This window comes from Anaeromassilibacillus senegalensis (assembly GCF_001261775.1).
GTDB classification, from domain to species: domain Bacteria; phylum Bacillota; class Clostridia; order Oscillospirales; family Acutalibacteraceae; genus Anaeromassilibacillus; species Anaeromassilibacillus senegalensis.
Genome location: NZ_LN868537.1, coordinates 529,909 through 554,237, shown reverse-complemented (window position 1 = coordinate 554,237; position 24,329 = coordinate 529,909). Strand labels below are relative to the sequence as shown.

Below are 24,329 nucleotides of genomic sequence, written 5' to 3'. Positions count from 1 at the left end.
AAACAGGCAGGAAGGCGCAAAAGCCCTCCTGCTCTCTGTTTATTGTCTCTTCTTATTCTTCAGCGATGTACTTACTGACGATCTGGTCCAGTTCGCCGCTTTCTTTCATCTCACTGATGACAGCGTTGATTTCCTTTTGCAGGTCCGCGCTGCCCTTGGGCATTGCAATCGCGTATTCCTCTTCTGTCAAAGCTTCATCCAGCTTCTGAATTTTATCGGCATTTTTCTCCACCAGCTTCTTGGCCGGGAAGTCGTCGATGACAACCGCGTCAATACGGCCTGCGATCAAGTCGGATACTGCCTCCATTCCCTTGCTGTAACGCTTAACTTCCGCTACCTCGATGTCATTCGCACCGTCTTCGTTGGTGCAATACTTGTCACCGGTCGTGCCCAGCTGTACGCCCACCTTCTTGCCGTTCAGATCGCCACGGGAAGCAATGTCGCTGTCATTCATGACAATGATCGCCTGGGATGCATTGAAATACGCGTCAGAGAAATCAACATTCTTTCTTCTGTCTTCATCCGCCGTCATACCCGCGGCAACAATATCCGCTTTGCCGGACTGAAGCGCCGTGATCAGCGTGTCAAATGCGATGTCGCTAATTTCCAGCTCCACGCCGAGGCGGTCTGCAATCTTCTGGGAAATTTCAACGTCGATGCCAACAACCGCGTCGCCGTCCTTGAATTCAAACGGTTCAAACTCCGCGTTGGTCGCCATGACCAGCTTGCCGGATTTCTGGATGTCACCAACGGACTTGACTTTGTTGCCGCAGGCTGCCATCGGGACCATCATTGCGGCCACCAACAAAAAGGCCACGAGTTTCTTCATTTTTTTCATGATTCTTACCCCCGTCATTATATTTCACGATGCAATATCTGTATTGTACCGTATGAATATGCAAAATTCAAGTATATTTATGCAGCACAATAAAGTTTATGGAACCTTCCAATTTAAATTGATTTGCCGGAAAACGCTTGTGCATCCTGCGGACAAAAATCGACAAGCAACTGTCTCATATCCTCCGGAAGCGGCGTGAAAAGGCAATATCTCTCACCGGTGACCGGATGGCAAAAAGCTATTTCCGCACAGTGAAGCGCCTGGCGGCATATTTGCTCCAAGCCTCCCCTGTACATGTCGTCTCCCGCAAGCGGATGATGCAAATGCGCCATATGGACGCGGATTTGGTGTGTGCGGCCCGTCTCGATCTGCACCTGCAAAAGCGTATACGCTCCATTGTCTGAAACGGCTTTCCAATGTGTCACCGCCGGAACTCCATCCGGAATAACAGCGCGCTGGATGGAATGCCCCGGACACAGGCCAATGGGTCCGGTTTCCGTTCCGCTACCCTGTAAAACGCCCTCACAGACGGCAAGGTACATCTTATGTACGCCCTTCGCCAGCCGGGCCGCTGCGAAAGCATTTTTTGCCAGCAGGATTACACCTGTGGTATCCTTGTCAAGCCGGTAAACCGGACGAACCGATCTCCGCTCTCCTTTGCCCTGGAAATAAGCGGCAACCGCATTAACCAGACTGTCGCAGTCATGCCCCGGCGACGGATGAACCGGCATACCGGCAGGTTTGTCCACAACCAGAACGTCCGCATCCTCGTATACAATTCGCAGTGGAATTTTCGCCGGAGGCAGCTCCTTCCTGTCCTCCGGAAGCTGGAGCGTCACGACGTCTCCCATATGCAGTATTTCCAGCACAATTGCATGTGCGTCATTGACCGAAATTCCATGCGGTTCTTTTTTCAGTGCCGTTAAAAGCCGCGCCGAAACGCCGCAATATCCGCGCAAAAAGCCCTTTAGACGAACGCCGTCATATGCTTCCGGAACGGTAAACTGTAATTTTCTCATCTGCTTCACCGCATAAAAAGGGCGGCTGCGCAAAGTCTTGTGTACGCAGCCGCATCCATTCAGCGACTTATTTTACTTCGACCGTCCAGCCGAACGCATCCGGAATTTTGCCCCACTGGATACCGGTCAGCGTATCGTAGAGGCGCTGGGATAACGCACCGATCTCCCCGTTGTTAATGTTCATGATGTCGTCGCCCCATTTCAGATGGCCAATCGGAGAGACGACCGCCGCCGTACCGGTGCCGAACGCTTCCTTCAACCGTCCATCCTTGGCGGCTGCCGCGATTTCATCGATGGAAATACGGCGTTCCGTCACCTTAACACCCCAGGACTGCAGCAGTTCAATGCAGGACATGCGGGTAATGCCGGGCAGAATCGACCCCTGCAGTTCCGGCGTGACCACTTCGTCGTCGATCATAAAGAATACGTTCATTGTGCCGACCTCTTCGACATACTTACGCTCTACGCCGTCCAGCCAAAGCACCTGCGTATAATCCTGCTTTTCCGCCTCATCCTGCGCTTTCAGGGAAGCCGCATAGTTACCCGCGGTCTTGGTATAACCCATACCGCCGCGCACCGCGCGCACATAATTTTTCTCTACATAAATTTTAACCGGATCGAGTCCTTCCGGATAATACGCACCGACCGGACAGCAGATCACCATAAACAGCAGATGCTGCGCCGGATGCACGCCAATGTGCGGATCGACACCGATGATAAACGGACGGATGTACAGAGAGGTACCCTCTTCCGCAGGAACCCAATCCTTTTCCACAGATACAAGCTTTTTAATTGCCTGTTCCGCAAGTTCTTCGTCGATCAGCGGGATACACAGACGGTCGTTGGAAGTGTTCAGACGAGCCATATTTTTATCCGGGCGGAACAGCAAAATGCGGCCGTCCTGCGCACGGTAAGCCTTCATGCCCTCAAAAACGGATTGGCCATAGTGCAAACACATTGCCGCCGGTTCCATCTCAATCGGACCATACGGAACAATGCGCGGATCGTGCCACCCCTGGCCCTCGTCATAATTCATCAGGAACATGTGGTCGGTAAACATGGTGCCAAACGGCAGCGGCGCTCCCGGAGCCGGTTTCTGTTTAGGATTTTTTGTTTGTTCTACTCTGATTTCCTGCATTTGAAAGCCCTCTTTCTGATTATTCTCGTCTATTGTATCATCATTTATTTCCCATTTCAAGCTGTTACCCTTCTAAAGTGACTGCAAACTTCGACAAACTTCCCTTAATGGTTCCGCAATCCTTTGGGATAGCGATTTTTCAGTCGACCGTTCGAACATTTGCCAAAGCCGGTTAAAACACCATCGATTGCCACCCCGGTATAGCCTTTACAGGACTCCGGCGCCTCCAACTCTTCCCCGTGCAAAAAGGCGGCAGCTTCTTTGGAATCATGAGAAAACGACAGGACGGATACAAGCTCTTCCGGCTTTGCCGTCATAAACGCCGCGTGCGCCGGTTCAATTCGCTGCTTCTTTTCTCCCAGCAGAACGCCGGCCCGGAGCACATTCAGCCCCTCTGTACAGGGCATCCCTTCCGGCATCAGAAGTAAGCTGGCGTTGATCTGCTGCAAAATCCCCTCTGATGGCTTTTTAAAAATCCATTTACTGCACTCCAACGCATCCTTTGATTCCTTTTGATATAAGTAACCGGAAGGCGCGCAGGCATTTGCAGACAGCCGGCGCAGACGAGCGACAAAATGCCCTTCTCCGCCGTCCATGGGGAAAATCCGCCGCGTCTGCGGAAGCGTGCCGGGTCTTCCAAACGAAACGCCGCAATCCAACAGTTCAAAATCGCTGCACTGCTGTAAAAAGGCAGAGACGACATCCTCGTTCTCCTCCTGTGAAAACGTACAGGTAGAATAAACTAAAATTCCGCCCTCTTTTAAAGCCTGTGAAGCACTTTTTAAAATGGCAAGCTGGCGGGCAGCACAGGAAGCCACATGCTCTGGGCTCCACTCCTCAACAACACGTGCATCCCGGCGGAACATGCCCTCTCCAGAGCAGGGCGCATCCACCAAAACCTTGTCAAAAAATCCTGCAAGCCGTTCGCAAAGAACGTCCGGGCGGCACGAAGAAACCACTGCATTGCGCACGCCCATCCGCTCGATATTGGAAAGCAGGACATTTGCCCGGCTTTTCACAATCTCGTTGCTCCACAGCAGTCCTTTTCCCATCAACAGAGCGGCAATCTGTGTGGATTTCCCGCCCGGAGCCGCGCATAAATCCAATACGCGCTCCCCCGGCAACGGATCCAGGACCGTCACCGCGGAAGCAGCGGAGGGCTCCTGCGAATAAAAAGCGCCTGCATGGTGCATCGGCAGCGCCCCCAGTTTATCCGCTCCCTCTGGTGTGTAATAGGAAAGCCTGGAAAACGGCGTGGGGAAAACCGCAAACGGCAGAGTGCGCAGCAGCGTTTCCTCATCGCATTTCAATGGGTTTAAACGTATGCCGCGCAAATGCGGTTTTCCGTAACAAGCCAAAAACGATGCGTATTCTTTTCCTAAAAAGGATTCCATCCGCGATAAAAACGCTTGTGGTAAAGCTGTCAAAGCGAAATCCTCCATTTTAAAAATTTCATTTGTATTTAGAATAACCGGGCAATCAATGAGCAATAATAAAATTGCAAAGGGGGTGAATACATTGAGTTATAACAATAACACAAATAATTCCAACAGCCAGAACCGTTCCAGCAACTCCAACAGCCAGAACAGCACTAACAATTCTAACAGCCAGAATCGTTCCAGCAATTCTAACAGTCAGAATAGCACGAACAATTCTAACAGTCAGAATCGTTCCAGCAATTCTAACAGCCAGAACTGCAAAAACCAGTGCAGCAACAAGAACAGCACAAACAGCCAGAACTAAGTATTCTTACTGATGTGCACAAAACAGGCGGCTTTGTCTGACAAGGCCGCCTGTTTTTTATTTCATGAAAAAGATCGCCAGATTTTTCTCATTTGGATAACATTAAAATCCCTTTTCTTTCAGGGCAACCAGAACACGCTTATGAATCGGGGAAATGCAGTTGTTTCTATTCCTCTTTTTTACCGGACAGATGCTTTTTCCCCTCCGCTAAAATCTCCTTCAGCGGTTTATCCTCCGGCTTTACTTCCCGGAAGCCCTCGCCGGTAATTTCCCCCGCTTCTCCAACAATAATAAAGGCGTTGGGGTCCGCGGAATGCACGATGTCGTTCACCTTACATACCTCATACCGCCGGACCGCGCATAACAGAACCTCTCCCTCTCGTCCACTGTAGACGCCGCGGGATTTCAGAGCTGTCACACCGCGGTCAAGGTCCCGCAAAATTGTCTGGGCAATCTCCTTGTTTTTTTCAGACATAATAAACAGGACTTTGCCGTTCCCCATGTCCGTACCATACAGGATCGAATCGATCAAACGAGTGGAAACAAAAATGGTCAGCATCGCGTAGAGCGCGCTTTCAATGCTGCGGAACGCAAACCCGGAAAACACAATGACCAGGAAATCCACACCCAGCATGAGCTTCCCCATGGATAGATGGCGGAAATGACGTCCTAAGAGCCGGGCAACCATATCTGTGCCGCCAGTGGTACCGCCGCGCATAAAGACCAGGGACAGGCCGACACCCTCCAGTACGCCTCCAAAAATCGCAGCCAGCATCGGGTTTCCTTCATACGGCGGGATAATAACCCCCATCATATCGATTGCCAGCGATGAAAGCAATGTAGCAACAAATGTTTTTGCCACCAGCTTGTAACCGATCTCAATAATTGCCCATATAAAAATTGGAATATTGATGATAAAAGCCATCGTGCCGATCGGAGTGCCAAACAGGTAGTTCAGCACAATCGACACGCCGGTGACACCGCCGGACGCAATATGATTTGGCGCGGTAAACATCTTTACCGATACAGAATATATAAGGCTGCCCGCAAGAAAGAAAAGCAGATCCTTTGCCAGCTCTTCCGTCCGTTTTCTGGTCAATTTTTGCAGCAAACGCAACACCCCCAGTGAAGAATGGATCGGCTATGCGTTCGCTTCACAAACCAACTCAAAAAGCTCCCGCAGCCGCTCAATATTACCCGTTAAATACACATAGCCAAACAGTGCCTCAAAGGCTGTGGCCGCATGATAATCCGCAATCTGCGCATTTTTGGGCACATGTCCAACATGTGCATTTCTGCCCCGGTTATACACTGCCGCTTCTTCTTCCGTCAAAATTGGCAGAAGCTTCTGCGCTGCCAGCGCCTGCGCGCCACAACACACTTGTGCGACTGTGTTTTTATGGAGCTTGTTGACCGGGCAGTTTCCTTTGCAAACCAAGCGTTCCCGCACAAACAATTCAAACACGCCGTCTCCTATAAAAGCCAGCGTCAGCGGGCTAAGCAGCTTTGGATTGCAGTCCGCGTTAAATAACCGTTCCAAAGCGATCACTCCACAAAATCAAATTCAATGTCATAAATGCTGACGGTATCGCCTTCCTCAATCCCGGCCTCGCGCAGCGCGTCGATCACGCCGGTCTGAATCAGCACGCGCTGAAAATACTGCAGCGACTCGTAATCGTCAAAGTTGACGGAATTGATTACCTGAAGCAGCCATTCACCCTCTACCAGATAAATATGATCCTGCTTTGTAATTTTGACCTGATTTTTTTCAAACGCGTCCACAGGCTTCTGAGGTTCCGGCTCCGGTTCATAGTGCAACACCGGCGGAAGTTTACTCAGCAGCTCAGAGATCCGATTTAAAAGTGGGTCAACATCGTAACGGATCGCCGCCATAATCGGGAAAAACTCATACCCCTGAGCTTCAATAAACGACTTAAATTCCGCAATCTGTTCGTCGGTCGCAAGGTCGCATTTATTACCCGCCACCAGCATGGGACGATCCGCCAGATCAGGATTAAATTTTTTCAGTTCCGCGTTAATGACAGCAAAGTCCTCCTTGGGATCCCGTCCTTCACTGCCGGCCACATCGACGATGTGCACCAAAAGACGGCAGCGGTCCACATGGCGCAAAAACTGATGCCCCAATCCAACGCCCTCTCCCGCGCCTTCAATCAAGCCGGGAATGTCCGCCATGACAAAGGATCGCCCATCCTTTGCACGTACAACACCGAGCACCGGCGTGATCGTCGTAAAATGATAGTTGGCAATGGTCGGTTTTGCCTCGCTGACCACGGAGACCAGCGTGGATTTTCCCACGTTGGGGAAACCAACCAGACCGACATCCGCCAAAAGCTTCAGCTCCAAAATAAGCTCAAAGCTTTCACCTGGCAGGCCGGGTTTGGCAAAACGCGGCGTCTGGCGGGTTGGGGTCGCAAAATGTATATTTCCCCAGCCGCCCTTTCCCCCCTTGGCGATCACCTGCGGCTCGTCAGTGGAAAGGTCCGCGAGCAGCCGTCCCGTCTGGGCATCTTTTACAAGGGTGCCACGCGGCACCCGGATCACCAGGTCCTTGGCGCTTTTGCCGTTACAGCGCGCACCGCGCCCGTTTTCTCCGTTTTCCGCCGCATATTTGCGCTTATAGCGGAAGTCTGCCAACGTGGAAAGATTGTCGTCCACCACAAAGACGACGCTGCCGCCGCGCCCGCCGTCTCCGCCATCCGGACCGCCGGAGGCGACAAATTTTTCCCGGTGGAATGCCACCGCGCCCGCGCCGCCGTTTCCGGCCTTTACCATAATTTTTGCATAATCTATAAACATCGCTCTACTCCAATTCCGCTCAAATGTCGTTTTCTTCGCCAAATCAGTATATCATATCTTGCGGAGAAAAGCTAAAAAAATCCCTGCCGAATGGCTCCGGCAGGGATTTTGTATGGTTTGTCAAAAATTACTGCTCGACTGCGTAGACGCTGACCTTCTTGCGGTCACGGCCCAGGCGCTCAAACTTCACGCGGCCGTCTACCAGAGCGAACAGGGAATCATCGGAACCTCTGCCCACATTCTCACCCGGATGGATGTGTGTGCCGCGCTGCTTGACAAGAATATTGCCAGCCAGAACAAACTGACCGTCAGCGCGCTTCACACCAAGACGTTTGGACTCGGAGTCACGGCCGTTCTTGGTGGAACCCATTCCCTTTTTATGTGCGAACAACTGAATGTTTATCTTCAACATACCTTACACCTCCACATAACTAACATTGATATTTTCCGGATATTGTTCTTCAAGCCCCAGCATATGGAGCTTAAAGCCCGCAAACAAAGTGCGGCAGTCCTTGGCCAGCTCAGCTGGAACCCGCACAAGCATATAACCTTCCTCAGCATGTACCTCCGCGTCAACGCGCAGAATTTCCGTGATGGTATTGGCCGTCATATACGCAACGGAGGAAACCGCCGCGCAGATAATGTCCGTACCCTCATCCCCACAGCCGGAATGGCCGCTGATGCGAAACCCAACCAAATCGCCCTTCGGCTTGGTTAAGAACTCAGCACAAATCATTATGCGTTGATCGCTTCGATCTGTACCTTGGTGTAGGGCTGTCTGTGGCCCATCTTGCGCTTCTCACCCTTTTTGGGCTTATAGGTGAAAACGGTGATTTTCTTGGCTTTGCCGTTTTTCAGGATTTTTCCTGTAACGGACGCACCCTCCACATAAGGAGTGCCAAATTTAAACGCGCCGTCGTTTTCAAGCATAACAACCTTGAAATCAACGGTTGCTTCTGCTTCCGCCGCAAGCTTTTCCACAAAGATGGTGTCTCCACTCTGTACTTTGTACTGCTTGCCGCCTGTTTCAATCACTGCAAACATGAATAGAAGTTCCTGCCTTTTCTTTAGTCTCGCTACTATCGGGCGGGAAAACCCACTTATAGCCCGTAATATGCGGCTTATCAATGTTAGCACATTGTGTCAAAAAAGTCAATATATTTTGCTTTAATTCTGGCGTGCCGCAAGGTTTTTGGCAAACCCGGCCAGATACTTTGCCTCCGGGCCAAACGGTTCCAGCGCCTTCACTGCCTCCGCGGTCAAATCGCGGACGGCCTGCTGCGCTTTTTCCAGCCCCATCAGGGAAACATAGGTCGCTTTTCCATTGTCCGCATCGCTGCCGGTGGGCTTTCCCAACGATTCGGCGTCACCGGTGACATCCAGAATATCGTCCATGATCTGGAAGGACAGCCCGACTGCCTGCGCGTAGCGGGCCGCCGCGCCGCGCTGGATCTCATTTGCACCTGCAATGGCACAGCCCATCCGTGCCGCCGCAAGGATCAGCGCGCCGGTTTTCTGTTCATCCATCCGGTGCAGCGTTTCCAATGAAATCGCCTGCCCCTCAGAAGCCAGATCGATGACCTGCCCGCCGACCATGCCGCGCATACCCGCGGCGGATGCAAGGATAAATGCCGCCTCAGCCGCCCGGTCCGGGCCGGCCAGCGCCACATTATCGGGAGAAAGCATCGTTTCAAACGCCATGGTGAGAAGTGCGTCACCGGCCAGCAGCGCGGTATCCTCCCCGTAGGTTTTATGGTTGGACGGCTTTCCGCGCCGCATGTCGTCGTTGTCCATGCAGGGAAGGTCGTCGTGAATCAGCGAATAGGTATGCACCATCTCCACGGCGCAGGCATATGGAAGGGCCGCTTCCATCTTACCGCCGCAAATCCGGCAGAACTCCAGCACAAGGGTGGGCCGCACCCGCTTGCCGCCATCCAAAAGGCTGTAGCGCATGGAATCCACCAAACGCTCATAAAGGCTGGTTTCCTGCGGGAGCAGTTCTTCCAGCATTTGCTCTATGATCGCCGGGTAATCGGATTGAATCATTCCTGGTTCTCCCCTTCCTCCTCTGTCAATTGCGTAATCTTCTGTTCCGCGGTATGCAGTTCATCGTAACAATAAGACGCCAGGGCAGTGCCCTCTTCAAACAGTTTCATGGAATTGTCCAGCGATTCGTTTCCATTCTCCAGCAGGCGCACAATCTCATTGAGCCGAAGCACCGCTGCCTCAAACGTCAGATTTTCCGTGTCCATCTGTGGTTTCCTCCTTGGCTGTTCCACTTGTTTTTTTAATCTGTTCCACTATACAGGATAAATTTCCATCCGTCAAACGCAGGAAAAGCGTTTCGCCTTCCCGAACCGACGCGACGCGGGAAACGGTTTTTCCCGCTCCGTCGCTTGCAATTGCATAGCCGCGCGCAAGTACCGCCAGCGGGCTGAGCGCGTGCAACTTTCCGCTGCTTTCCGCCAGCTGCTGATTTGCCTGCACAAGCTTCTGTTTCATGCTGTTCTGCATCTGGGACGCAAGCGTATCCACCTGCATCCGCCGCAGAGAAAGCTGCTCCTGCGGCATGCGCATGACGCGGCTGGAGCTTAGCGCGTTTAACTGTTGATATAAAGTCTGTATTTTGCCCGAAAGCAGGCTTTTCATCCTGGCCTGCTGCGCCTGCACGTTCAGCATCAACTCCGCGCTATCCGGCACCGCGAGTTCCGCCGCGGCCGACGGCGTAGGTGCGCGCAGATCCGCCGCAAAATCGCAGATGGTAAAATCCGTTTCGTGCCCCACGGCGGAGATCACCGGGATCTCCGAGGATGCAACCGCGCGGGCCAGAGACTCTTCATTAAAAGGCCACAGGTCTTCCAGCGATCCGCCGCCCCGGCCCAGAATAATCACATCGGCACAGTGCTGCCGGTTCATCCGCTGCAGGGCTTCAACCAGCTGCAGAGCCGCACCGTCCCCTTGCACCAGTACCGGGCAGAAGACGACCTCCGCCAGCGGCCAGCGGCGTTCCAGAATCGTCAAGATATCATGGACCGCCGCACCGGTCGGAGAGGTAATCACACCGACACGCGTGGGAAACGGCGGCAGAGGCTTTTTACGTTCCACGCTGAACAGCCCCTCCGCGCCCAGCTTTTCCTTCAACTGTTCATAGGCCAGATTCAGCGCGCCCACGCCGTCCGGCTGCATGTCCTCAATATAAAGCTGGTATTGCCCGGACGGCTCGTAAACGCTCACATGCCCGCGCACAATCACCTTCATGCCGTCCTGCGGCTGAAAACGAATGCGCCGGGCATACTGTGCAAACATCACGGACTTAATCACGCATTTTTCGTCCTTCAAGGACAGATAAAAATGTCCGGAGCGGTAGTGATTGGTAAAATTGGAGATTTCCCCGCTGACAAAAACGCTCGCCAGGTTGGGATCTCCATCCAGCATGGATTTAATGTAGGTGTTTAACTGGGTCACTGTGAGCATAGCCGGTGTACGCATGACGTTACTCCTTATCGCCTCAGAGAGGCCAACACCGCAATTCCCGCCGCATTGTCGCTGGAAAAAGCGGGCTCCGCGAACAATGCGCCGTATTTTTCTGTCAATGCACTGCGAATGATTCCATTGGACATGACGCCGCCCGCGAACAGCATGGGAATCTCTCCATATTCCTCGCGCAGTTTCGCCGCCATGCCGTCCAGCGCGGCCAGTATCGAAAGAAGGCAGAAGCGCGCAATATCCTCTTTGGGTGCGCCTTTTTCCAGTAAACCACGGCATTGGTTTTCAATACCGGAGAGCGAACAGTCTGCGCCCTTCATACTGGGCCGGATCGAAAATTTTGCGGTCGACTGCAGAGCCAACTCCTCCAGAAATTTTCCGGAAGGAAATGGCAGCCCCAGCATCGCGCCGACGCGGTCGACTGCCTGTCCCCCTTTTAAATCGAGAGAGGATGCCACAATCCGCACCTGAAACAACGGACCGTGGTCCGGCTCCACCAGCACCGCTTCCGTTGTTCCGCCGGAGACGTGGAACGCTAGAAAGCGCTTTTTTAACAAGTCGAGCCGCTTTGCAGAATACAATGCGGCGGCGATGTGGCCTTCCTGGTGGGAAAAGCAATACACCGGCACACGCAGCGCCAATGCAATCGACCGGGCCGTACCCATACCAACCGTAAAGCAGGGCATATAAGAGCCCTCCTGATTCCGCGGGCGGCTCGACACGCCCACCGCGGCAATCTCGCCGCCATCTATCCGGGCATACAGCTTTTCCAGTACCTGCGGCAGCTGCTGCACATGGTGGAACACCGCATCGCTCTGGCGGAGTCCCAGCTCTCCCGGACGCACCGGCAGCAGCAGCTTTTCCTGCTCAACGGTTCCATTCAAATAACAGGCGGCGGACGTCGTATAATTGCTGGTATCTATCCCCAGAAAATCAGGCATCCGGACCACCAAGCTCCTTCGCGATGGAACCCAGAACACCGTTGACAAACGGCGCATCATCTTCCCCGCCGTACTTCTTCGCCAGGTCCACTGCCTCGTTGATGGACACGCTGACTGGAATGTCCTTCTCAAACTGCATCTCATAAATTGCCAGGCGCAGCAAGGAAAGTGACACCTTGGAAAGGCGGCTCATTTTCCATCCACGAATGTTCTTTTCGATCTTTTCGTCGATTTCCGCTTCGTGCTGTTCCGCGCCCTCTGCAATTCGCTCTGCAAAATCGTCCACAATCAGGTCCTTGGACATGCCGGCCGCATCGATGATATGGCTGATCGTGTCTTTGTTTATGGTCCTTTCAAACGTCAGGATAAAGGCCTGCTCTCTCGCATCGCTTCTTTTCATATGGTTCCTCCGCGCCGTATAAATTTGCCCGGCACTCACAAAAAAACCCTCCACTTCTGTGGAGGGTTAAAAGCGCCGGTTTGATTTTCAAACTTCCACGCGGTTATTATACCACAAAGAGCCGGAAAAGCAAACAGGACAGAGGGCAAAATGACGGGGCAGGCCCGCTATTTGTTCTCTACAATTTTAATTTTATCATAGGATACGCCGGACTGGCCCGCGACGATGTCCTTGATCACAACCGCTGTATTGGCGGAGGATTCCTTCACCTTGACGACCACGCTGCATTCACCGCTCTGTAAAAACACCACGCAGTCCTCAAATCCCTTGGCCTTAATCAGGTTTTCAATGTTGCTCTCTTTCAGGACGTTTTGTGCAATGACGGCAGCCTGCGCCACGGCGTCTTTCTTTGCCTCATCGCTGGATTTTGCATCCCCAAGAACCTTTTCCAGCAGTTCCACCGCTTCATCCCTGGCCTTCTGCCGGTTTAAGCGCGCCTCTGTAAAATAGCTTGAACCGGTGTCCGCCTGCGACGGTTCCGACGAGGCGTCCGCCCCGGAAGAAACTTCCGAAGACGAAGAGGACGGCAGCGACGCGTTGACAAGCTGCGCTTCCCCCAGTTCCTTCTGTGAAGTGACGGTATTGGTCGCAAGCAGCTGGTTGTCGCCTGAGAACTGCCAGTTTAAATATACCGCCGCACCCAGCGCGACGACCAAAGCCGCAAGAACAAGCTGACGTTTTCCGATACCCATAGATATGTACTCCTCCTGTTTTAAATTTTCGCCAAACGTTGGCCCGATCTATACAAACCCGTCTGCTTTGCAGCAGCCGTTTTAAACCGGCACAATCAACTGTCAGGCGGCTTTCACCACACATACGCGCACCGACGTGATATTTAAAGCCGTTGTGACTGCGTCGATGATGCTTTGCTGAACCGCCGGGTTATCCCCGCCTGAACAGACCACCACCACCCCCTGCACCACTGGCTGCATTTCTGTCACCGCCAGGGCGCGTTGGGAACCGTCCGCATCCTTTACCAGAATATAATTGGTCTCCGTATTGTTGTTGGACCCCTGGTCCTGCGTCGTCTGCGTGCTTTTCTTTTCCTCCTGCGCGTAGACCTGTTGGGTTCCGCGCTCGAGCGTCACAAGCACCTTGGCTTCACCGGCCCCCTGTATCCGTGCGACCAGATCGGTCAGGCTGGCTTCCAGCTCCCTGGCATAGGACTGTGCGCTCGTGTTCTGCTCTGCCGCCGCTGGTGCTTCCTTTTTTTCTTTCCCCGGACTGAACAGGCCGGAAAGAAAAATCAGGACCATTCCAATAACGCCGATCCACAAAATAATTTTACGGTATTTCTCATTTCCGGCAATCTTCTCAAACAGGCCTTTTTCTTCATTGTCCTTCCCTGCCATGTGCAGATACCTCCACTTCCAGCCCAAGTGTTTCCCGCAAATGCGTTTGGGCACGGCCGCAGTCCGCGTCATAGCCTTCGGCCAATGTGACTTCGACCTTGTTAATACCTATGCTGTTGTCCTCGTTTGTATCCATCTTGACCGCAATTTTTTCGCTTTGAATGTCCAGCCGACGTAGTTCCGCCACCACAAGGTTGGTAATACTGGCCTGCGCGGCGGTCTGCATTTGGTGATCCACTGTACTCTGCAGTTGGTCCGGTTCCTGGTGAAACTGCGCCTCCATCTGGAACGCCCACGCAATCTGCGCACCCAAGTCCTTCAACGGCAGAATCAGCGCACAAATTACAAACGCGCCCACCACCAATTTGATCATGCGTTCCATGGAACCGCCCGGCGCCAGGCCCTGCAGCAATGTGGAAGCCAGCGCCGCCAAACAGATTGCCATTGTCCAGCCCTGTACCGCACCCATCAGTTTCCCCCTCCTCCGATTGCCAGCATGATCACGGTGGACACCGTCAAAACAGTCATGCAGCAGAGTACAATTGCCAGAATGATTTGCAGGGCTTTGGAAACGGCTTTCAGCAAAGAGGTAATTTCCTTTAACTCAAAGATATCCCCAATGCCCTCGCAGGCGGCAAGCGTCACCATCCACAAAAGGCATTGCAGAATCACCGGCAGGAAGATAAACGCACCCGCAAGCAGACCAAATGCACCGATGCCGGACTTCAGCATTTTGACGCAGCCGGTCACCGTCTGCAACGCTTCGCCCAGCGCGCTGCCAACCACCGGCACAAAACTGCTGACCACAAATTTGGCGGCCTTCGCGGCGGTCCCATCCAGGGAGGAAGCCACAATGCTGTGTACGGTCAACAGGCCGGTGAAAACGGTCATACACAGTCCCAGAATCCATTTGACCACCTTGTGAAACGCGTCGCAGATTCCGCCCAGATTGACGCCCGGAGAAACCGCCGAGACAATGGACAACGCCAGAAAAATATTGAGAAGCGGCACTAGAACACCCGCGGACACAATGGAAATGACATTGCCGGCCGCCATCATCAGCAGATGATAGGATCCGGAGGAAACCGGCTGCCCCGCCGCCAGCATGATTCCCGTCAGAACCGGCACGCAGGCAAGCAGGAAACCGGCGGCAGCTTGGATGATATCGGCAGTCTGCTGAATAAAGCTGACGATCGGCGCTACCACGACCGCACAGACGCAGAGCGCGCCGACCATGCCGACCACGCTGCCGAGCTGCTTGTCTCCAAAGGACAGCTTCATACCGCTGCAGAGCGCGCAGAGCAGCATGACCGCCACAACCGATGCGGCAGCGTGCAGCGGCCCCTGTGAATGCTCCGCCGCCATACCGCCAATTTCGGAAAAAATGCTTTCCGGCGTGATAGAAGTGAGCGCCTGCCAATCCACCCCGTTGATCCCCAAGCTTTCCAGCGTCTCCCGCGTTTCCTGCGGCAGGGAATCCGGCAGGTCCTCCGCGCCGCTCTGCTGCATCTGTTCCGAGTAAAAATCCTCCACGCCCTCCGCATACGCACAAGGCGCGCAAAACAGCGCCAGGAAAAGCAGGAGTAGCAGACAAACCGTCCTTTTCAATTGACATCCATCCTTTTTTACGCCGCAGAGCTCATCCGTTGATCAACCCGATTGCCGTCTGCGCAATATTTTCAAACAGCGGCAGGGATAACACCAAAATCGAGATTTTTCCCGCAAGCTCCACTTTTGAGGCCAACGCACTTTCCCCCGCGTCCCGGCAGGAATCCGCTGAAAACTGTGCCAGGAAGCAGATCCCCAAACTTTTAAACAGGATCATAGCATACTCGCTGGACAACCCGGTGCCGGAAAGCAGGGTGGAAATCTGCTGGACTGCCGGAGTTAAATTCAAAAGGATTTCCACCAGAATCACAACTCCGGCAATGATACTGATCACCACCGCGTATTCCTGATTGTAACGCTTGAGGGTAACAGCAAGAATCGCCGCGATCAGTGCCGTTCCCGCAATCCCGACAATGTTCATACGTGCACCTCCCCGCCGCCTTCAGGATCTTTAAAGTCCAAAGATGGATTTGATCGACCGGAACAGCACGTCAATCTGTTGGATAATCATCATAAGCACGACGATCAGCCCGGCCAGCGTCGTCATCATGGCCTGCTCCTCCCGCCCGGAACGAACCAAAAGCTGGTTCAGCACGGCAACAATGATGCCGATCGCGGCAATTTTAAAAATCAAATCCACATCCATCTTTTTTCCTCCTAGAGCAATTTTAGTAATTAAGGACAGCAACTGGAATTGCTCTTCTTTCCTGAACTCAGCATAAAAGCAGTGCAACCGTCACCCCGGAAAAGGAACCCAGCATAAAATACAGTTTTCCCTTCCGGTTTTTATCCTCCCGGGCGCTCTCCAGGCTGTTGTTCACCAGTTGTGCATACAGGTCACAGTGGGAAAGCTGTCCCTCCAGGTCGCTGGCGCCAAAACCGGCGCCAAACCGCCGCAGTACAGAAATGTCTTTTTCCGTCAGGCCCGTCCCTTTTGCTCCGGAGCGCAGCCCCTCTTCCCAGGCGCTCTGAAAATCCCATCCGTCCCGGCAGCATTGCGCGCATTTCCGCAAAAAGCCAAGACCACTCCCATGCCGCTGCACAATCTGCGCGACGTCCACCGCTGAATACCGGATCTCCGTTTGAGCCGCCGTCAAAAAGCGCAGAAACCCTTCAAGCTGTTCCACCCGCTGCGCCAGCTTATGCGACTCCATATACCCCGCCAACGTCCCTGCAAGAATCAGGAGCAGCAGCCCCAATCCCTTGATCAAGCAAATCACCCGCCCTGTATATTCCAGCGACCCGCCCGGGTTCCCGGCTGCCCTCCAGCAGGACAACACTGGCAAACGCGCCGGTCTCCAGCAGACTGACCGCCTGCTTCCGTTTTAAAAGCTCCTGCACACTGCCCGCGTGGATACTGGCAATCATCCCAACGCCCGCATTCAGCCCCTGTGCCGCCGCTTCCACGTCGGCAAAGCCGCCCAATTCGTCGCAGATAATGAATTCCGGGGACAGCGAGCGAATTGCCTGTAAAATTCCTTCTCCCTTGGGATACCCATCCAGCACATCGCAGCTCATTCCCAGATCGTTCTGCGGAACCCCCTGGTACGTACCCGCAAGCTCCCCGCGTTCATCCACCACGGCAACCTTCCGGACGTTTCCGCAGAGCCCGGAGGCGAGCTGGCGCGCCATATCGCGCAGGATCGTGGTTTTTCCGCTGGAAGGCGTTCCGGCCAACAGGACTCCCTGTGAGATTTTCTTTCCCAACGTTCGCATAATGCCGTCCGCACAGCCATACATCTGTCGAGCAATGCGGATATTAATTGAGCTGATGTCCCGCAGTCCGTTTACCGCACCGCCCACAATGACCGCTGTACCGCAGATTCCTACGCGGTGCCCGCCACTCAGGGTAACAAACCCGTTTTTAATCTCATTCTGGTGACTGTAAATGGAATAGCTGCACACATTGCGGAACGTTTCCTCCATGTCTTCCCGGGAGGCGCAAAGGCCCTTTTCGTCCAGCCTGCAGGACAGCCTGCCATTTTCATTCAAAAAGTAAACGCCGTTCGCGCAGCACACGGAAACCGGCCGGTTCACCCGGAGACGGATCTCCTGCGCCTGTTCCTTGATATCCTGCGGCAAAAGCCGGAGGTACCTGCGCAGCCGGTCGCAAACGGCTTTGGACGCCGTATCAAATCTGCCGTTGTATGTATCATCCATCACTCTTGTCCTCCTTTCTTTACATATCTATGGACAACACCTCCCGCTTAGAACAAATCTCTTACAAATTCCGGTTGTGGGTTGACAAGAGATCAATTGATAGCTAAAATAGAAAGCGAACGAACGATAGCCTATAGAAAGGAGATTGCATTTGGCAAAGAGAGATACCAAAAGCATCATTCTGGAATCGGCGCTTCAGCTTTTTTCCGAGCAGGGCTTCCATGGAACCTCTATGCGCGATATTGCGCAGGCCGTTGGGATCCGGGAAAGCTCTATTTATAAGCATTTCAGCGGAAAACAGGATATATTTCATTCCCTGGTCACGGAGATGGACCGGCGCTACGAGGAAAAGGCTGCCTCCATTCCCCTGCCGCAGGGCGATTTTTTCTCAGTCGCACGGCAGTATGCCGCAGCCGGCCTGGACCTCATCGAACAAAGTGCTCAAGCGCTTTTCTTGTTTTATTTAAAGGATCCATATGCCGCGCCGCTGCGCCGTATGCTGACCACAGAACAATTCCGGGATCCATCCGTCAAAGATATCTTCCGAAAAATCTACATTGAAAGCGCATTGCAAAATCAATCCCAATTATTTGAAGCGATGATCCAAGTTGGATATTTCAGAGAAGCAGATTCGGAGATCATGGCACTGCAATTTTTTTCTCCGATCTTCCTGCTGATATACAAATACGATGGATACCCGGAGCAGGAGGCGAAGGCCCTGCAGGAGCTCAAGCGCCACTTGGAACAATTTGAAAAAATTTACGCACGACCCCCAATGGAAAGGAAGGAACCCTGATGAAAACATTAATTGTCTATGCAAGTAAATACGGCTGTACCGAAAAATGCGTGTCCATCCTGAAACAGCATTTAAAATGTGATGTTTCCGTCTGTGAGGCCAGCCAGGCTGGCAAGCTCGACCTGCAAGCCTTCGATTGCATCCTTGCGGGTGCATCCGTGTACGCATTGAAACTTCGCAAAGAATTGAAAGACTTCTGCATCCAAAATGAAGCTCTTCTGCTGCAGAAGAAGCTTGGGCTGTTTATCTGCTGTTCCACGCCTTTGACGCAGGCCAACTATATCAACAATCTTTACGCCCCTGCTCTTTTGGAACATGCAGCGGCCAAAGCAAACTTCGGCGGGGAAATCCACTTGGAAAAGATGAGCTGGGGCGATCGGATGGTCATGAAGATGGTAGAGAAAAGCCCGGACTTCCAATACCCGCACATTTTAGAAGAGGAAATCCAGCAGTTTGCTGCTGTTATAAACAACCTGTAAAAGGCTGCCGCGCCATGAGTTCAGCCGGCAGAAATGCAATTAGAATGGATGCAAAGCTGTGAAAACCTACAAAACCACTGAAATCGCAAAGATAATTGGAATTCACCCCAACACCGTGCGCCTTTATGAGGAATGGGGATTCATCCCAAAACCGGAACGGCAAAAAAACGGCTACCGCGTTTTCACCGATTGGCACATTGCTCAATTCCGCCTTGCCCGTCTCGCCTTCCAAATGGAAGTGCTGCAAAATGGGCTGCGTAAAAAAATTATTGAAGTGGTCAAGACAGCCGCCGCGGGCGATTTTGACCGGGCTATGTCAATGACCGCCGAATACCGGTCCCAACTACAGCAGGAGCAAAAAAACGCTGAGGAAGCCATTGATATCGTACAGCGCCTTTTAGCCGGTAAACCGCAGGCGAAATCTTTCACAATGAGGCGGAAAGAGGTTTCCGATTGCCTTGGCATTTCCATGGACGCGCTCCGCAATTGGGAAATGAACGGTTTGCTTACGATCAAGCGAAGAAAAAACGGCTATCGAGTATACACAGAAGAGGATGTTCTTCGGTTAAAAATCATTCGTGTTCTGCGCTGTGCCAACTACTCGCTGGAAGCTATTTTACGGCTGCTTCACTCCCTCTCGGCTGATCCCGATACGGACATGAAAACCGCACTCAATACGCCCAGGCCGGATGACGACATCATTTCCGTATGCGACCGGTTAATTCTCTCCCTGCAGGCCGCGGAACAGAACGCACAAACCATTCTGAGGATGTTACAGGAAATGAAAACACAGTTTGATAAACCCTCCACTATACCACCAGTCTTTTGATTGGTGGTATTCTTTTTGTATCGAGACAAAGGAGGATCAAAAATGGATTGTGTAATTCAAGTCGAAACCCTTTCCAAAACCTATGGCACGTTGACCGCAGTCGATCATCTGAACCTGTGCGTGGAACGCGGTACCGTTTTTGGGCTGCTGGGCGCAAACGGTGCGGGCAAAAGTACAACCATTGAATGTATCTTAGGGACAAAGAAGCCGGATTGCGGAACCGTTCGCATTCTGGGACAGAATCCCGCTACCGACCGAAAAAAGCTGTTCGAGCGGGTAGGGATTCAGTTCCAGGAGGCCAATTACCAGGAAAAGATCACTGTCCGCGAGCTCTGCGAAGTAACTGCGTCACTTTACCGGAAAGCAGACGATTTCCGTCGCCTGCTGGCAGAATTCGGTCTTGCGGACAAAGAGAAAAGCCCGGTCAACAGCCTCTCCGGCGGACAGCGTCAGCGGCTGTTTATCGTCCTGGCGCTTCTTCCCGATCCGGAGGTCGTCTTTTTAGATGAGCTGACCACAGGGCTTGACGCACGGGCGAGGCGGGACGTCTGGAAAATCCTTTCCGAATTAAAGGCTAAAGGGTTGACCATTTTGCTGACCTCCCATTTTATGGATGAGGTGGAAGCGCTCTGCGACCAGATCTGCATTTTGAAGCACGGCCGTCCCATATTTTACGGCACCGTTGCACAGGCGGTCGAGCAAAGTCCTTTTGAACAGTTTGAAGACGCCTATCTTTGGTATACGGAGGAGGAATAGCCTGTGAGAACCTTTTGCACGATGCTGAAAACGGAATGGAAGCTTTCTCTCCGCGGGATGGACATGTTTATCTTCGCGATCTGCATGCCCCTCGTGGTACTGGTGATTCTCGGTATTCTTTATGGGGATCAACCGGCGTACGCAGGAGCATCCTACACTTTCTTAGAACAGTCCTTCGGCGCGCTCGCCAGTATTTCCATCTGTGCCGGCGGCGTGATGGGGCTGCCGCTGGTCGTTTCGGATTACCGGAACCGAAAAATTTTGAAGCGCCTTCAGGTCACGCCGGTCAGCCCAGCCATGATTCTGCTGGTACAGGTGGCAATTTACACACTCTACGCGCTCGCTTCTCTCGTTCTGCTTTTTCTGGTGGCCTCCATCTTCTTCGGCCTGCAAATTCGCGGCTCCTTTGCGCTGTTCCTGTGCGGATACCTGCTGGTGCTGCTCTCCATGTTCAGCATCGGATTGATGGTGGGAGGTGTGGCGCCCAACACCAAAATCGCAGGCGTAATCGCCAGTGTACTCTACTTTCCCATGCTGATCTTTTCCGGCGCAACGCTGCCCTATGAGGCTATGCCCTCCGCGCTGCAAAAGGCCGCAGACATTTTGCCTTTGACACAGGGAATCAAGCTGTTAAAAGCAGCTTCACTCGGCCTTCCCATAGATGACATATGGCTGCCTGTAGTGGTTATGGCGGCAATTGCAGTTGTCTGCATCGCGATTGCACTCCGGTTCTTCCGATGGGAATAAACGAAACCAGGTAAACCTACTGCATAATAAAAGGCTGCCGGAAGAAAATTCTTCCGGCAGCCTTTTATTTACTTTATCGTTATCGAACAAATCTTTGTTTTACAGAAGTTCTTTAAAATCATAGATATACGCGTCGGACAGGCGGCGCATTTCTTCCTCCGAACCTCCCGAGCAGGCGTCGTAAACGCCCACAGTCTGCATGCCGGCGGCAATAGCCCCCTGCAAACCCGGCAGAATATCTTCAAAAACAACGCAATCCTTCGGGGACACACCCAGCTTTTCCGCCGTTTTCAGATAAATATCTGGAAAGCCCTTGCCCCTGCTGACCTCGTCGCCGGAAGTGATCGCCTGGAACCAGGAAAAAATGCCGTTGTTTTCCAGCACAGGCGTATAAAGTCTCTTCGGCAATGCAGTTGCCACACCGAGTATGATTCCATCCCGTTGCAGCTTTTGCAGATATTCCCGCGCATGGGGCTTCATCTTTACCTCGTTTCCATAAGCGTACGCCGCCATCTGGTTCCATTCACGGACGATCTCTTCCGCCGGCTCCGGGAAACCAAAAATCTGTTTGGCATACTGTGCCGCGTCCAAAAAACCCATTGTTGCAATTTTTTCGCAGTAGCCCTCTGGCACCGCAAAGCCGCGCTTGTTTAAAAATTCCTCGTCCAGCTTCTCCCAAACATGCAGAGAATCAATCAAAGTCCCGTCCAAATCAAAAATGGCCGCTTGAAACTGTTTCAAAAGGTTGCCTCCTGTCAGGATTTCTTCCACTCATCCTGTAAAATTTCCACGCTTTCTCCGTTCAGAATCCGGTTCGTGGTGCGCATCGCACACATCTTTCCACACATGGAACAACTGTGCTTGTCCGACGCGGGTACGCTCTCATAATACGCCTTTGCTTTCTCCCCGTCAATCGCAAGCTGGAACATGGTATCCCAATCGAAATTTCGGCGCGCCTCACTCATTTGATCGTCTACCGCTCGCGCACCGCGGACGCCCTTGGCAATATCCGCCGCGTGCGCGGCAATCCGGGACGCCACGATTCCCTCCCGCACGTCAGAAAGATCCGGCAGGCGCAGGTGCTCCGCCGGCGTCACATAGCAAAGGAAGTCCGCACCGTTTGCTGCGGCAATTGCACCGCCGATCGCGGAAGTAATGTGATCGTAGCCCGGCGCAATGTCTGTCACCAGCGGGCCGAGCACATAGAAGGGCGCGCCGTGGCAGAGGCGTTTTTCCAGCTGCATATTGGCGGCAATCTCTCCAAGCGCCATGTGCCCGGGCCCTTCCACCATGACCTGTACATCTTTGTCCCAGGCGCGCCGAGTCAAATTGCCCAGCTCAATCAGCTCCCCGATCTGTCCCGCATCGGAGGAATCATGAATACAGCCGGGACGGAGCGCATCTCCCAGACTGATGGTCACATCGTATTCACGCAGGATATCGAGCACGTCGTCATAATACTCGTAAAACGGGTTTTCATTGCCGGTCATTTTCATCCAGGCGAACAGGAGAGAGCCGCCGCGGGACACAATATTTGTAATTCGATGGGTCCGCTCAAACGCTTCTACTGCGCGGCGATTGATTCCCGCATGGATGGTCATGAAATCCACACCCTCTTCCGCATGGGAACGGACTACCTTGAGAAAATCCTGGGCGGTAATATCCATCAGGTCCTTTTCCAGATATCCAATTGCATCGTATACCGGCACTGTGCCAATCATCGCCGGGGCATGCTCAATCAGCTTCTGCCGAAATTCCCTCGTCTTTCCATAATTGCTCAGGTCCATGATCGCCTCTGCACCAAAGCAAATTGCCAGCTGCACCTTCTGCATCTCCGCGCAGTAGTCTGCACAGTCCCCGGAAATGCCCAAATTGACGTTGATTTTCGTGCGCAGCCCTTCCCCCACACCGTTGGGGTCCAAAGAGGTATGGCGGATATTTACCGGTATAATCACACGCCCCGCCGCTACGAGCGGCAGAAGTTCCTGCTCTGTGTATCCTTCTTTTTCGGCCACCCGCTTCAGCTCTTTTGTAACGATTCCCTTTTTTGCTGCTTCCATCTGTGTTTTGAATTCCATGCTGTTTCCCCTTCCGGCCATATGGCCCGCTTATTCGATTTCCGCTCCATTTATCAGGCCGTGTAAGTACAGGTCATAAAAATGGTTGGTCGGTCCATGGCCTTTACCAAGCGCCAATGCATGACGTATCGCCGTAGTGACATACTGTTTCGCATGCTCCACCGCCTCTGCCATAGACATTCCGAGCGCCAAATTGGCAGTGATGGCAGAGGAGTAGGTACACCCGGTACCATGCGTGTTCTTTGTTGGAATCCGTTCCGCACGATAGTGGTGAAACGTCTCGCCGTCATAGAGCACATCCACCGCGTCTCCTTCCGCATGCCCTCCCTTGACAAGTACATTCCGCGCGCCCATCCGGGAGATTAGTTTCGCCGCCGCCTCCATATCTGCAAGCGCGCGAATGGACAAACCCGTCATTTTTTCCGCTTCCGGAATGTTCGGCGTCAGAAGGTCCGCCAAGGGAACAATTTTTTCAATCAGCAGGTCGATTGCACCTGGGTCCATCAGCGGGCAGCCGTTCTTCGCATACATGACGGGATCGATCACAATGCGCTGCGGACGATACCTGCGAAGTCCCTCTGCAACCGCTTCCATACAATTCGGCCGGGACAGCATCCCAACCTTTACCGCGTCCGGCGGGATGTCCTCAAATACCGCCTCCATCTGCTTTCCAATCATATCTGGCGTTACGTCCTGGATATCGATCACGCGGCTGGTGTTTTCCGCCACAACGGAGACAATGACGCTCATACCGAAGACGCCGTGCGCGGAAAAAGTCTTTAAATCCGCCTGGATACCCGCACCGCCGCTGCAATCCGAGCCTGCAATGGTCAAAGCTTTTTTCATTCTGTTGTCCTTTCCGGCAAGGGGTAAAACAAAAAAAGCGCCAGCCCAAATCGGGCAAGCGCTTCCATTCCAAGTTGAAAGTAGTTTTGCTTCCCTACGACAGTGTTAACCGACAGGTTCTAAGGGTCAGGTTTTAACCTTCTCAACTGAAAACAGTCCCCCCGCAAAATAAGCCTATTCATTTTTACGGATTTTGCTGTGCTTGATTATAGCATTTTGCGCGCATCCTGTCAAAT

Annotated in this window: 31 protein-coding genes and 1 riboswitch; of the genes, 5 read left to right on the top strand and 26 right to left on the bottom strand. The window is 52.9% G+C overall.

What is annotated here, in order from left to right:
- Positions 1-52: 52 nt before the first annotated feature.
- The 23 genes from BN2106_RS08350 to spoIIIAA form a co-directional block, all read right to left on the bottom strand.
- Complete coding sequence (locus BN2106_RS08350) at positions 53-838, bottom strand: transporter substrate-binding domain-containing protein (RefSeq protein ID WP_050698092.1); 786 nt, start codon at positions 836-838, stop codon at positions 53-55.
- Between the two features lie 113 nt (positions 839-951).
- On the bottom strand, positions 952-1,857 hold the full coding sequence (locus BN2106_RS08345) for an RluA family pseudouridine synthase (protein ID WP_050698477.1): 906 nt from the start codon (positions 1,855-1,857) through the stop codon (positions 952-954).
- Between the two features lie 67 nt (positions 1,858-1,924).
- Positions 1,925-2,995, bottom strand: coding sequence for a branched-chain amino acid aminotransferase (locus BN2106_RS08340; RefSeq protein ID WP_050698476.1), 1,071 nt, complete (start codon positions 2,993-2,995; stop codon positions 1,925-1,927).
- Between the two features lie 104 nt (positions 2,996-3,099).
- Positions 3,100-4,422, bottom strand: a complete 1,323-nt coding sequence (locus BN2106_RS08335) for an RsmB/NOP family class I SAM-dependent RNA methyltransferase (RefSeq protein WP_154666457.1) — start codon at positions 4,420-4,422, stop codon at positions 3,100-3,102.
- A gap of 482 nt (positions 4,423-4,904) precedes the next feature.
- On the bottom strand, positions 4,905-5,849 hold the full coding sequence (locus tag BN2106_RS08325; protein WP_242846281.1) for a YitT family protein: 945 nt from the start codon (positions 5,847-5,849) through the stop codon (positions 4,905-4,907).
- Between the two features lie 30 nt (positions 5,850-5,879).
- The gene (locus tag BN2106_RS08320; protein ID WP_050698089.1) at positions 5,880-6,278 is read right to left on the bottom strand and encodes a Mini-ribonuclease 3; all 399 of its coding nucleotides are present in this window, start codon (positions 6,276-6,278) and stop codon (positions 5,880-5,882) included.
- A 5-nt stretch (positions 6,279-6,283) separates the two neighbouring features.
- Positions 6,284-7,555: a GTPase ObgE gene (obgE, locus tag BN2106_RS08315; protein WP_050698088.1), complete on the bottom strand. Its 1,272-nt coding sequence runs from the start codon at positions 7,553-7,555 to the stop codon at positions 6,284-6,286.
- Between the two features lie 127 nt (positions 7,556-7,682).
- Positions 7,683-7,967, bottom strand: coding sequence for a 50S ribosomal protein L27 (rpmA, locus tag BN2106_RS08310; RefSeq protein WP_050698087.1), 285 nt, complete (start codon positions 7,965-7,967; stop codon positions 7,683-7,685).
- A gap of 3 nt (positions 7,968-7,970) precedes the next feature.
- Positions 7,971-8,291 carry a ribosomal-processing cysteine protease Prp gene (locus tag BN2106_RS08305; RefSeq protein WP_050698086.1) on the bottom strand — a complete coding sequence of 107 codons (321 nt, stop codon included), beginning with the start codon at positions 8,289-8,291 and terminating at the stop codon, positions 7,971-7,973.
- Entirely contained in the window at positions 8,291-8,599 is a 309-nt protein-coding gene (gene rplU / locus BN2106_RS08300; protein WP_050698085.1) for a 50S ribosomal protein L21, read from the bottom strand. Before rplU ends, BN2106_RS08305 begins: the two co-directional genes overlap by 1 nt.
- A gap of 123 nt (positions 8,600-8,722) precedes the next feature.
- Positions 8,723-9,601, bottom strand: coding sequence for a polyprenyl synthetase family protein (locus BN2106_RS08295; protein ID WP_050698084.1), 879 nt, complete (start codon positions 9,599-9,601; stop codon positions 8,723-8,725).
- Positions 9,598-9,807, bottom strand: coding sequence for an exodeoxyribonuclease VII small subunit (locus BN2106_RS08290; protein WP_050698083.1), 210 nt, complete (start codon positions 9,805-9,807; stop codon positions 9,598-9,600). Before BN2106_RS08290 ends, BN2106_RS08295 begins: the two co-directional genes overlap by 4 nt.
- A complete protein-coding gene (gene xseA / locus BN2106_RS08285; protein ID WP_050698082.1) occupies positions 9,782-11,044 on the bottom strand; it encodes an exodeoxyribonuclease VII large subunit in 1,263 nt (420 codons plus the stop codon). The genes BN2106_RS08290 and xseA overlap by 26 nt, the downstream gene beginning before the upstream one ends.
- 11 nt (positions 11,045-11,055) lie before the next feature.
- A complete protein-coding gene (locus tag BN2106_RS08280) occupies positions 11,056-11,982 on the bottom strand; it encodes a tRNA (adenosine(37)-N6)-threonylcarbamoyltransferase complex transferase subunit TsaD (protein ID WP_050698081.1) in 927 nt (308 codons plus the stop codon).
- Positions 11,975-12,382: a transcription antitermination factor NusB gene (gene nusB, locus BN2106_RS08275; RefSeq protein WP_050698080.1), complete on the bottom strand. Its 408-nt coding sequence runs from the start codon at positions 12,380-12,382 to the stop codon at positions 11,975-11,977. Before nusB ends, BN2106_RS08280 begins: the two co-directional genes overlap by 8 nt.
- Before the next feature lie 167 nt (positions 12,383-12,549).
- The gene (locus BN2106_RS08270; RefSeq protein WP_050698079.1) at positions 12,550-13,134 is read right to left on the bottom strand and encodes a SpoIIIAH-like family protein; all 585 of its coding nucleotides are present in this window, start codon (positions 13,132-13,134) and stop codon (positions 12,550-12,552) included.
- 102 nt (positions 13,135-13,236) lie between these two features.
- Complete coding sequence (locus tag BN2106_RS08265) at positions 13,237-13,794, bottom strand: stage III sporulation protein AG (protein ID WP_050698078.1); 558 nt, start codon at positions 13,792-13,794, stop codon at positions 13,237-13,239.
- A complete protein-coding gene (locus BN2106_RS08260; RefSeq protein ID WP_050698077.1) occupies positions 13,775-14,263 on the bottom strand; it encodes a stage III sporulation protein AF in 489 nt (162 codons plus the stop codon). The genes BN2106_RS08265 and BN2106_RS08260 overlap by 20 nt, the downstream gene beginning before the upstream one ends.
- Complete coding sequence (locus tag BN2106_RS08255; RefSeq protein ID WP_050698076.1) at positions 14,263-15,402, bottom strand: stage III sporulation protein AE; 1,140 nt, start codon at positions 15,400-15,402, stop codon at positions 14,263-14,265. The genes BN2106_RS08260 and BN2106_RS08255 overlap by 1 nt, the downstream gene beginning before the upstream one ends.
- Positions 15,403-15,433: 31 nt before the next feature.
- The gene (locus tag BN2106_RS08250) at positions 15,434-15,823 is read right to left on the bottom strand and encodes a SpoIIIAC/SpoIIIAD family protein (RefSeq protein WP_050698075.1); all 390 of its coding nucleotides are present in this window, start codon (positions 15,821-15,823) and stop codon (positions 15,434-15,436) included.
- 30 nt (positions 15,824-15,853) lie between these two features.
- Positions 15,854-16,048 (bottom strand): stage III sporulation protein AC, encoded by a 195-nt coding sequence (gene spoIIIAC, locus BN2106_RS08245; RefSeq protein ID WP_050698074.1) that lies wholly within the window; start codon positions 16,046-16,048, stop codon positions 15,854-15,856.
- Between the two features lie 67 nt (positions 16,049-16,115).
- Positions 16,116-16,556 carry a stage III sporulation protein AB gene (locus BN2106_RS08240; protein WP_242846280.1) on the bottom strand — a complete coding sequence of 147 codons (441 nt, stop codon included), beginning with the start codon at positions 16,554-16,556 and terminating at the stop codon, positions 16,116-16,118.
- Positions 16,543-17,562 (bottom strand): stage III sporulation protein AA, encoded by a 1,020-nt coding sequence (spoIIIAA, locus tag BN2106_RS08235; protein WP_050698073.1) that lies wholly within the window; start codon positions 17,560-17,562, stop codon positions 16,543-16,545. Before spoIIIAA ends, BN2106_RS08240 begins: the two co-directional genes overlap by 14 nt.
- Positions 17,563-17,713: 151 nt before the next feature.
- Between spoIIIAA and BN2106_RS08230 the strand changes: the two genes are divergently transcribed.
- From BN2106_RS08230 to BN2106_RS08210, 5 genes are read left to right on the top strand one after another with little or no spacing between them, the layout of a single operon-like run.
- The gene (locus tag BN2106_RS08230) at positions 17,714-18,358 is read left to right on the top strand and encodes a TetR/AcrR family transcriptional regulator (protein WP_050698072.1); all 645 of its coding nucleotides are present in this window, start codon (positions 17,714-17,716) and stop codon (positions 18,356-18,358) included.
- Positions 18,358-18,837 (top strand): flavodoxin domain-containing protein, encoded by a 480-nt coding sequence (locus BN2106_RS08225; RefSeq protein WP_050698071.1) that lies wholly within the window; start codon positions 18,358-18,360, stop codon positions 18,835-18,837. Before BN2106_RS08230 ends, BN2106_RS08225 begins: the two co-directional genes overlap by 1 nt.
- Positions 18,838-18,895: 58 nt before the next feature.
- Positions 18,896-19,666 carry a MerR family transcriptional regulator gene (locus BN2106_RS08220; protein ID WP_050698070.1) on the top strand — a complete coding sequence of 257 codons (771 nt, stop codon included), beginning with the start codon at positions 18,896-18,898 and terminating at the stop codon, positions 19,664-19,666.
- Between the two features lie 42 nt (positions 19,667-19,708).
- Entirely contained in the window at positions 19,709-20,422 is a 714-nt protein-coding gene (locus BN2106_RS08215; protein ID WP_050698069.1) for an ABC transporter ATP-binding protein, read from the top strand.
- Positions 20,423-20,425: 3 nt separating this feature from the next.
- Entirely contained in the window at positions 20,426-21,169 is a 744-nt protein-coding gene (locus tag BN2106_RS08210) for an ABC transporter permease (protein WP_050698068.1), read from the top strand.
- A gap of 99 nt (positions 21,170-21,268) precedes the next feature.
- Here BN2106_RS08210 and BN2106_RS08205 read toward each other — a convergent pair whose 3' ends face one another.
- From BN2106_RS08205 to thiD, 3 genes are read right to left on the bottom strand one after another with little or no spacing between them, the layout of a single operon-like run.
- Positions 21,269-21,910 carry an HAD family hydrolase gene (locus tag BN2106_RS08205; protein ID WP_050698067.1) on the bottom strand — a complete coding sequence of 214 codons (642 nt, stop codon included), beginning with the start codon at positions 21,908-21,910 and terminating at the stop codon, positions 21,269-21,271.
- A gap of 14 nt (positions 21,911-21,924) precedes the next feature.
- The gene (gene thiC / locus BN2106_RS08200; protein WP_050698066.1) at positions 21,925-23,247 is read right to left on the bottom strand and encodes a phosphomethylpyrimidine synthase ThiC; all 1,323 of its coding nucleotides are present in this window, start codon (positions 23,245-23,247) and stop codon (positions 21,925-21,927) included.
- Between the two features lie 30 nt (positions 23,248-23,277).
- Entirely contained in the window at positions 23,278-24,093 is an 816-nt protein-coding gene (gene thiD / locus BN2106_RS08195; RefSeq protein WP_050698065.1) for a bifunctional hydroxymethylpyrimidine kinase/phosphomethylpyrimidine kinase, read from the bottom strand.
- Positions 24,094-24,166: 73 nt separating this feature from the next.
- Positions 24,167-24,266: riboswitch (TPP riboswitch) on the bottom strand.
- Between the last annotated feature and the right edge of the window lie 63 nt (positions 24,267-24,329).

What these genes read in the sequence shown, in the direction of transcription:
- BN2106_RS08225 (WP_050698071.1), top strand. Translation starts at nt 18,358, where the DNA reads ATGAAAACATTAATTGTCTATGCAAGTAAATACGGCTGTACCGAAAAA.
- BN2106_RS08340 (WP_050698476.1), bottom strand. Translation starts at nt 2,995, where the DNA reads ATGCAGGAAATCAGAGTAGAACAAACAAAAAATCCTAAACAGAAACCG.
- thiC (WP_050698066.1), bottom strand. Translation starts at nt 23,247, where the DNA reads ATGGAATTCAAAACACAGATGGAAGCAGCAAAAAAGGGAATCGTTACA.
- xseA (WP_050698082.1), bottom strand. Translation starts at nt 11,044, where the DNA reads ATGCGTACACCGGCTATGCTCACAGTGACCCAGTTAAACACCTACATT.
- BN2106_RS08240 (WP_242846280.1), bottom strand. Translation starts at nt 16,556, where the DNA reads ATGGAGTCGCATAAGCTGGCGCAGCGGGTGGAACAGCTTGAAGGGTTT.
- BN2106_RS08345 (WP_050698477.1), bottom strand. Translation starts at nt 1,857, where the DNA reads ATGAGAAAATTACAGTTTACCGTTCCGGAAGCATATGACGGCGTTCGT.
- BN2106_RS08350 (WP_050698092.1), bottom strand. Translation starts at nt 838, where the DNA reads ATGAAAAAAATGAAGAAACTCGTGGCCTTTTTGTTGGTGGCCGCAATG.
- BN2106_RS08305 (WP_050698086.1), bottom strand. Translation starts at nt 8,291, where the DNA reads ATGATTTGTGCTGAGTTCTTAACCAAGCCGAAGGGCGATTTGGTTGGG.
- rplU (WP_050698085.1), bottom strand. Translation starts at nt 8,599, where the DNA reads ATGTTTGCAGTGATTGAAACAGGCGGCAAGCAGTACAAAGTACAGAGT.
- BN2106_RS08215 (WP_050698069.1), top strand. Translation starts at nt 19,709, where the DNA reads ATGGATTGTGTAATTCAAGTCGAAACCCTTTCCAAAACCTATGGCACG.
- BN2106_RS08265 (WP_050698078.1), bottom strand. Translation starts at nt 13,794, where the DNA reads ATGGCAGGGAAGGACAATGAAGAAAAAGGCCTGTTTGAGAAGATTGCC.
- BN2106_RS08250 (WP_050698075.1), bottom strand. Translation starts at nt 15,823, where the DNA reads ATGAACATTGTCGGGATTGCGGGAACGGCACTGATCGCGGCGATTCTT.
- rpmA (WP_050698087.1), bottom strand. Translation starts at nt 7,967, where the DNA reads ATGTTGAAGATAAACATTCAGTTGTTCGCACATAAAAAGGGAATGGGT.
- nusB (WP_050698080.1), bottom strand. Translation starts at nt 12,382, where the DNA reads ATGAAAAGAAGCGATGCGAGAGAGCAGGCCTTTATCCTGACGTTTGAA.
- thiD (WP_050698065.1), bottom strand. Translation starts at nt 24,093, where the DNA reads ATGAAAAAAGCTTTGACCATTGCAGGCTCGGATTGCAGCGGCGGTGCG.
- BN2106_RS08295 (WP_050698084.1), bottom strand. Translation starts at nt 9,601, where the DNA reads ATGATTCAATCCGATTACCCGGCGATCATAGAGCAAATGCTGGAAGAA.
- obgE (WP_050698088.1), bottom strand. Translation starts at nt 7,555, where the DNA reads ATGTTTATAGATTATGCAAAAATTATGGTAAAGGCCGGAAACGGCGGC.
- spoIIIAA (WP_050698073.1), bottom strand. Translation starts at nt 17,562, where the DNA reads ATGGATGATACATACAACGGCAGATTTGATACGGCGTCCAAAGCCGTT.
- BN2106_RS08290 (WP_050698083.1), bottom strand. Translation starts at nt 9,807, where the DNA reads ATGGACACGGAAAATCTGACGTTTGAGGCAGCGGTGCTTCGGCTCAAT.
- spoIIIAC (WP_050698074.1), bottom strand. Translation starts at nt 16,048, where the DNA reads ATGGATGTGGATTTGATTTTTAAAATTGCCGCGATCGGCATCATTGTT.
- BN2106_RS08260 (WP_050698077.1), bottom strand. Translation starts at nt 14,263, where the DNA reads ATGGGTGCGGTACAGGGCTGGACAATGGCAATCTGTTTGGCGGCGCTG.
- BN2106_RS08280 (WP_050698081.1), bottom strand. Translation starts at nt 11,982, where the DNA reads ATGCCTGATTTTCTGGGGATAGATACCAGCAATTATACGACGTCCGCC.
- BN2106_RS08270 (WP_050698079.1), bottom strand. Translation starts at nt 13,134, where the DNA reads ATGGGTATCGGAAAACGTCAGCTTGTTCTTGCGGCTTTGGTCGTCGCG.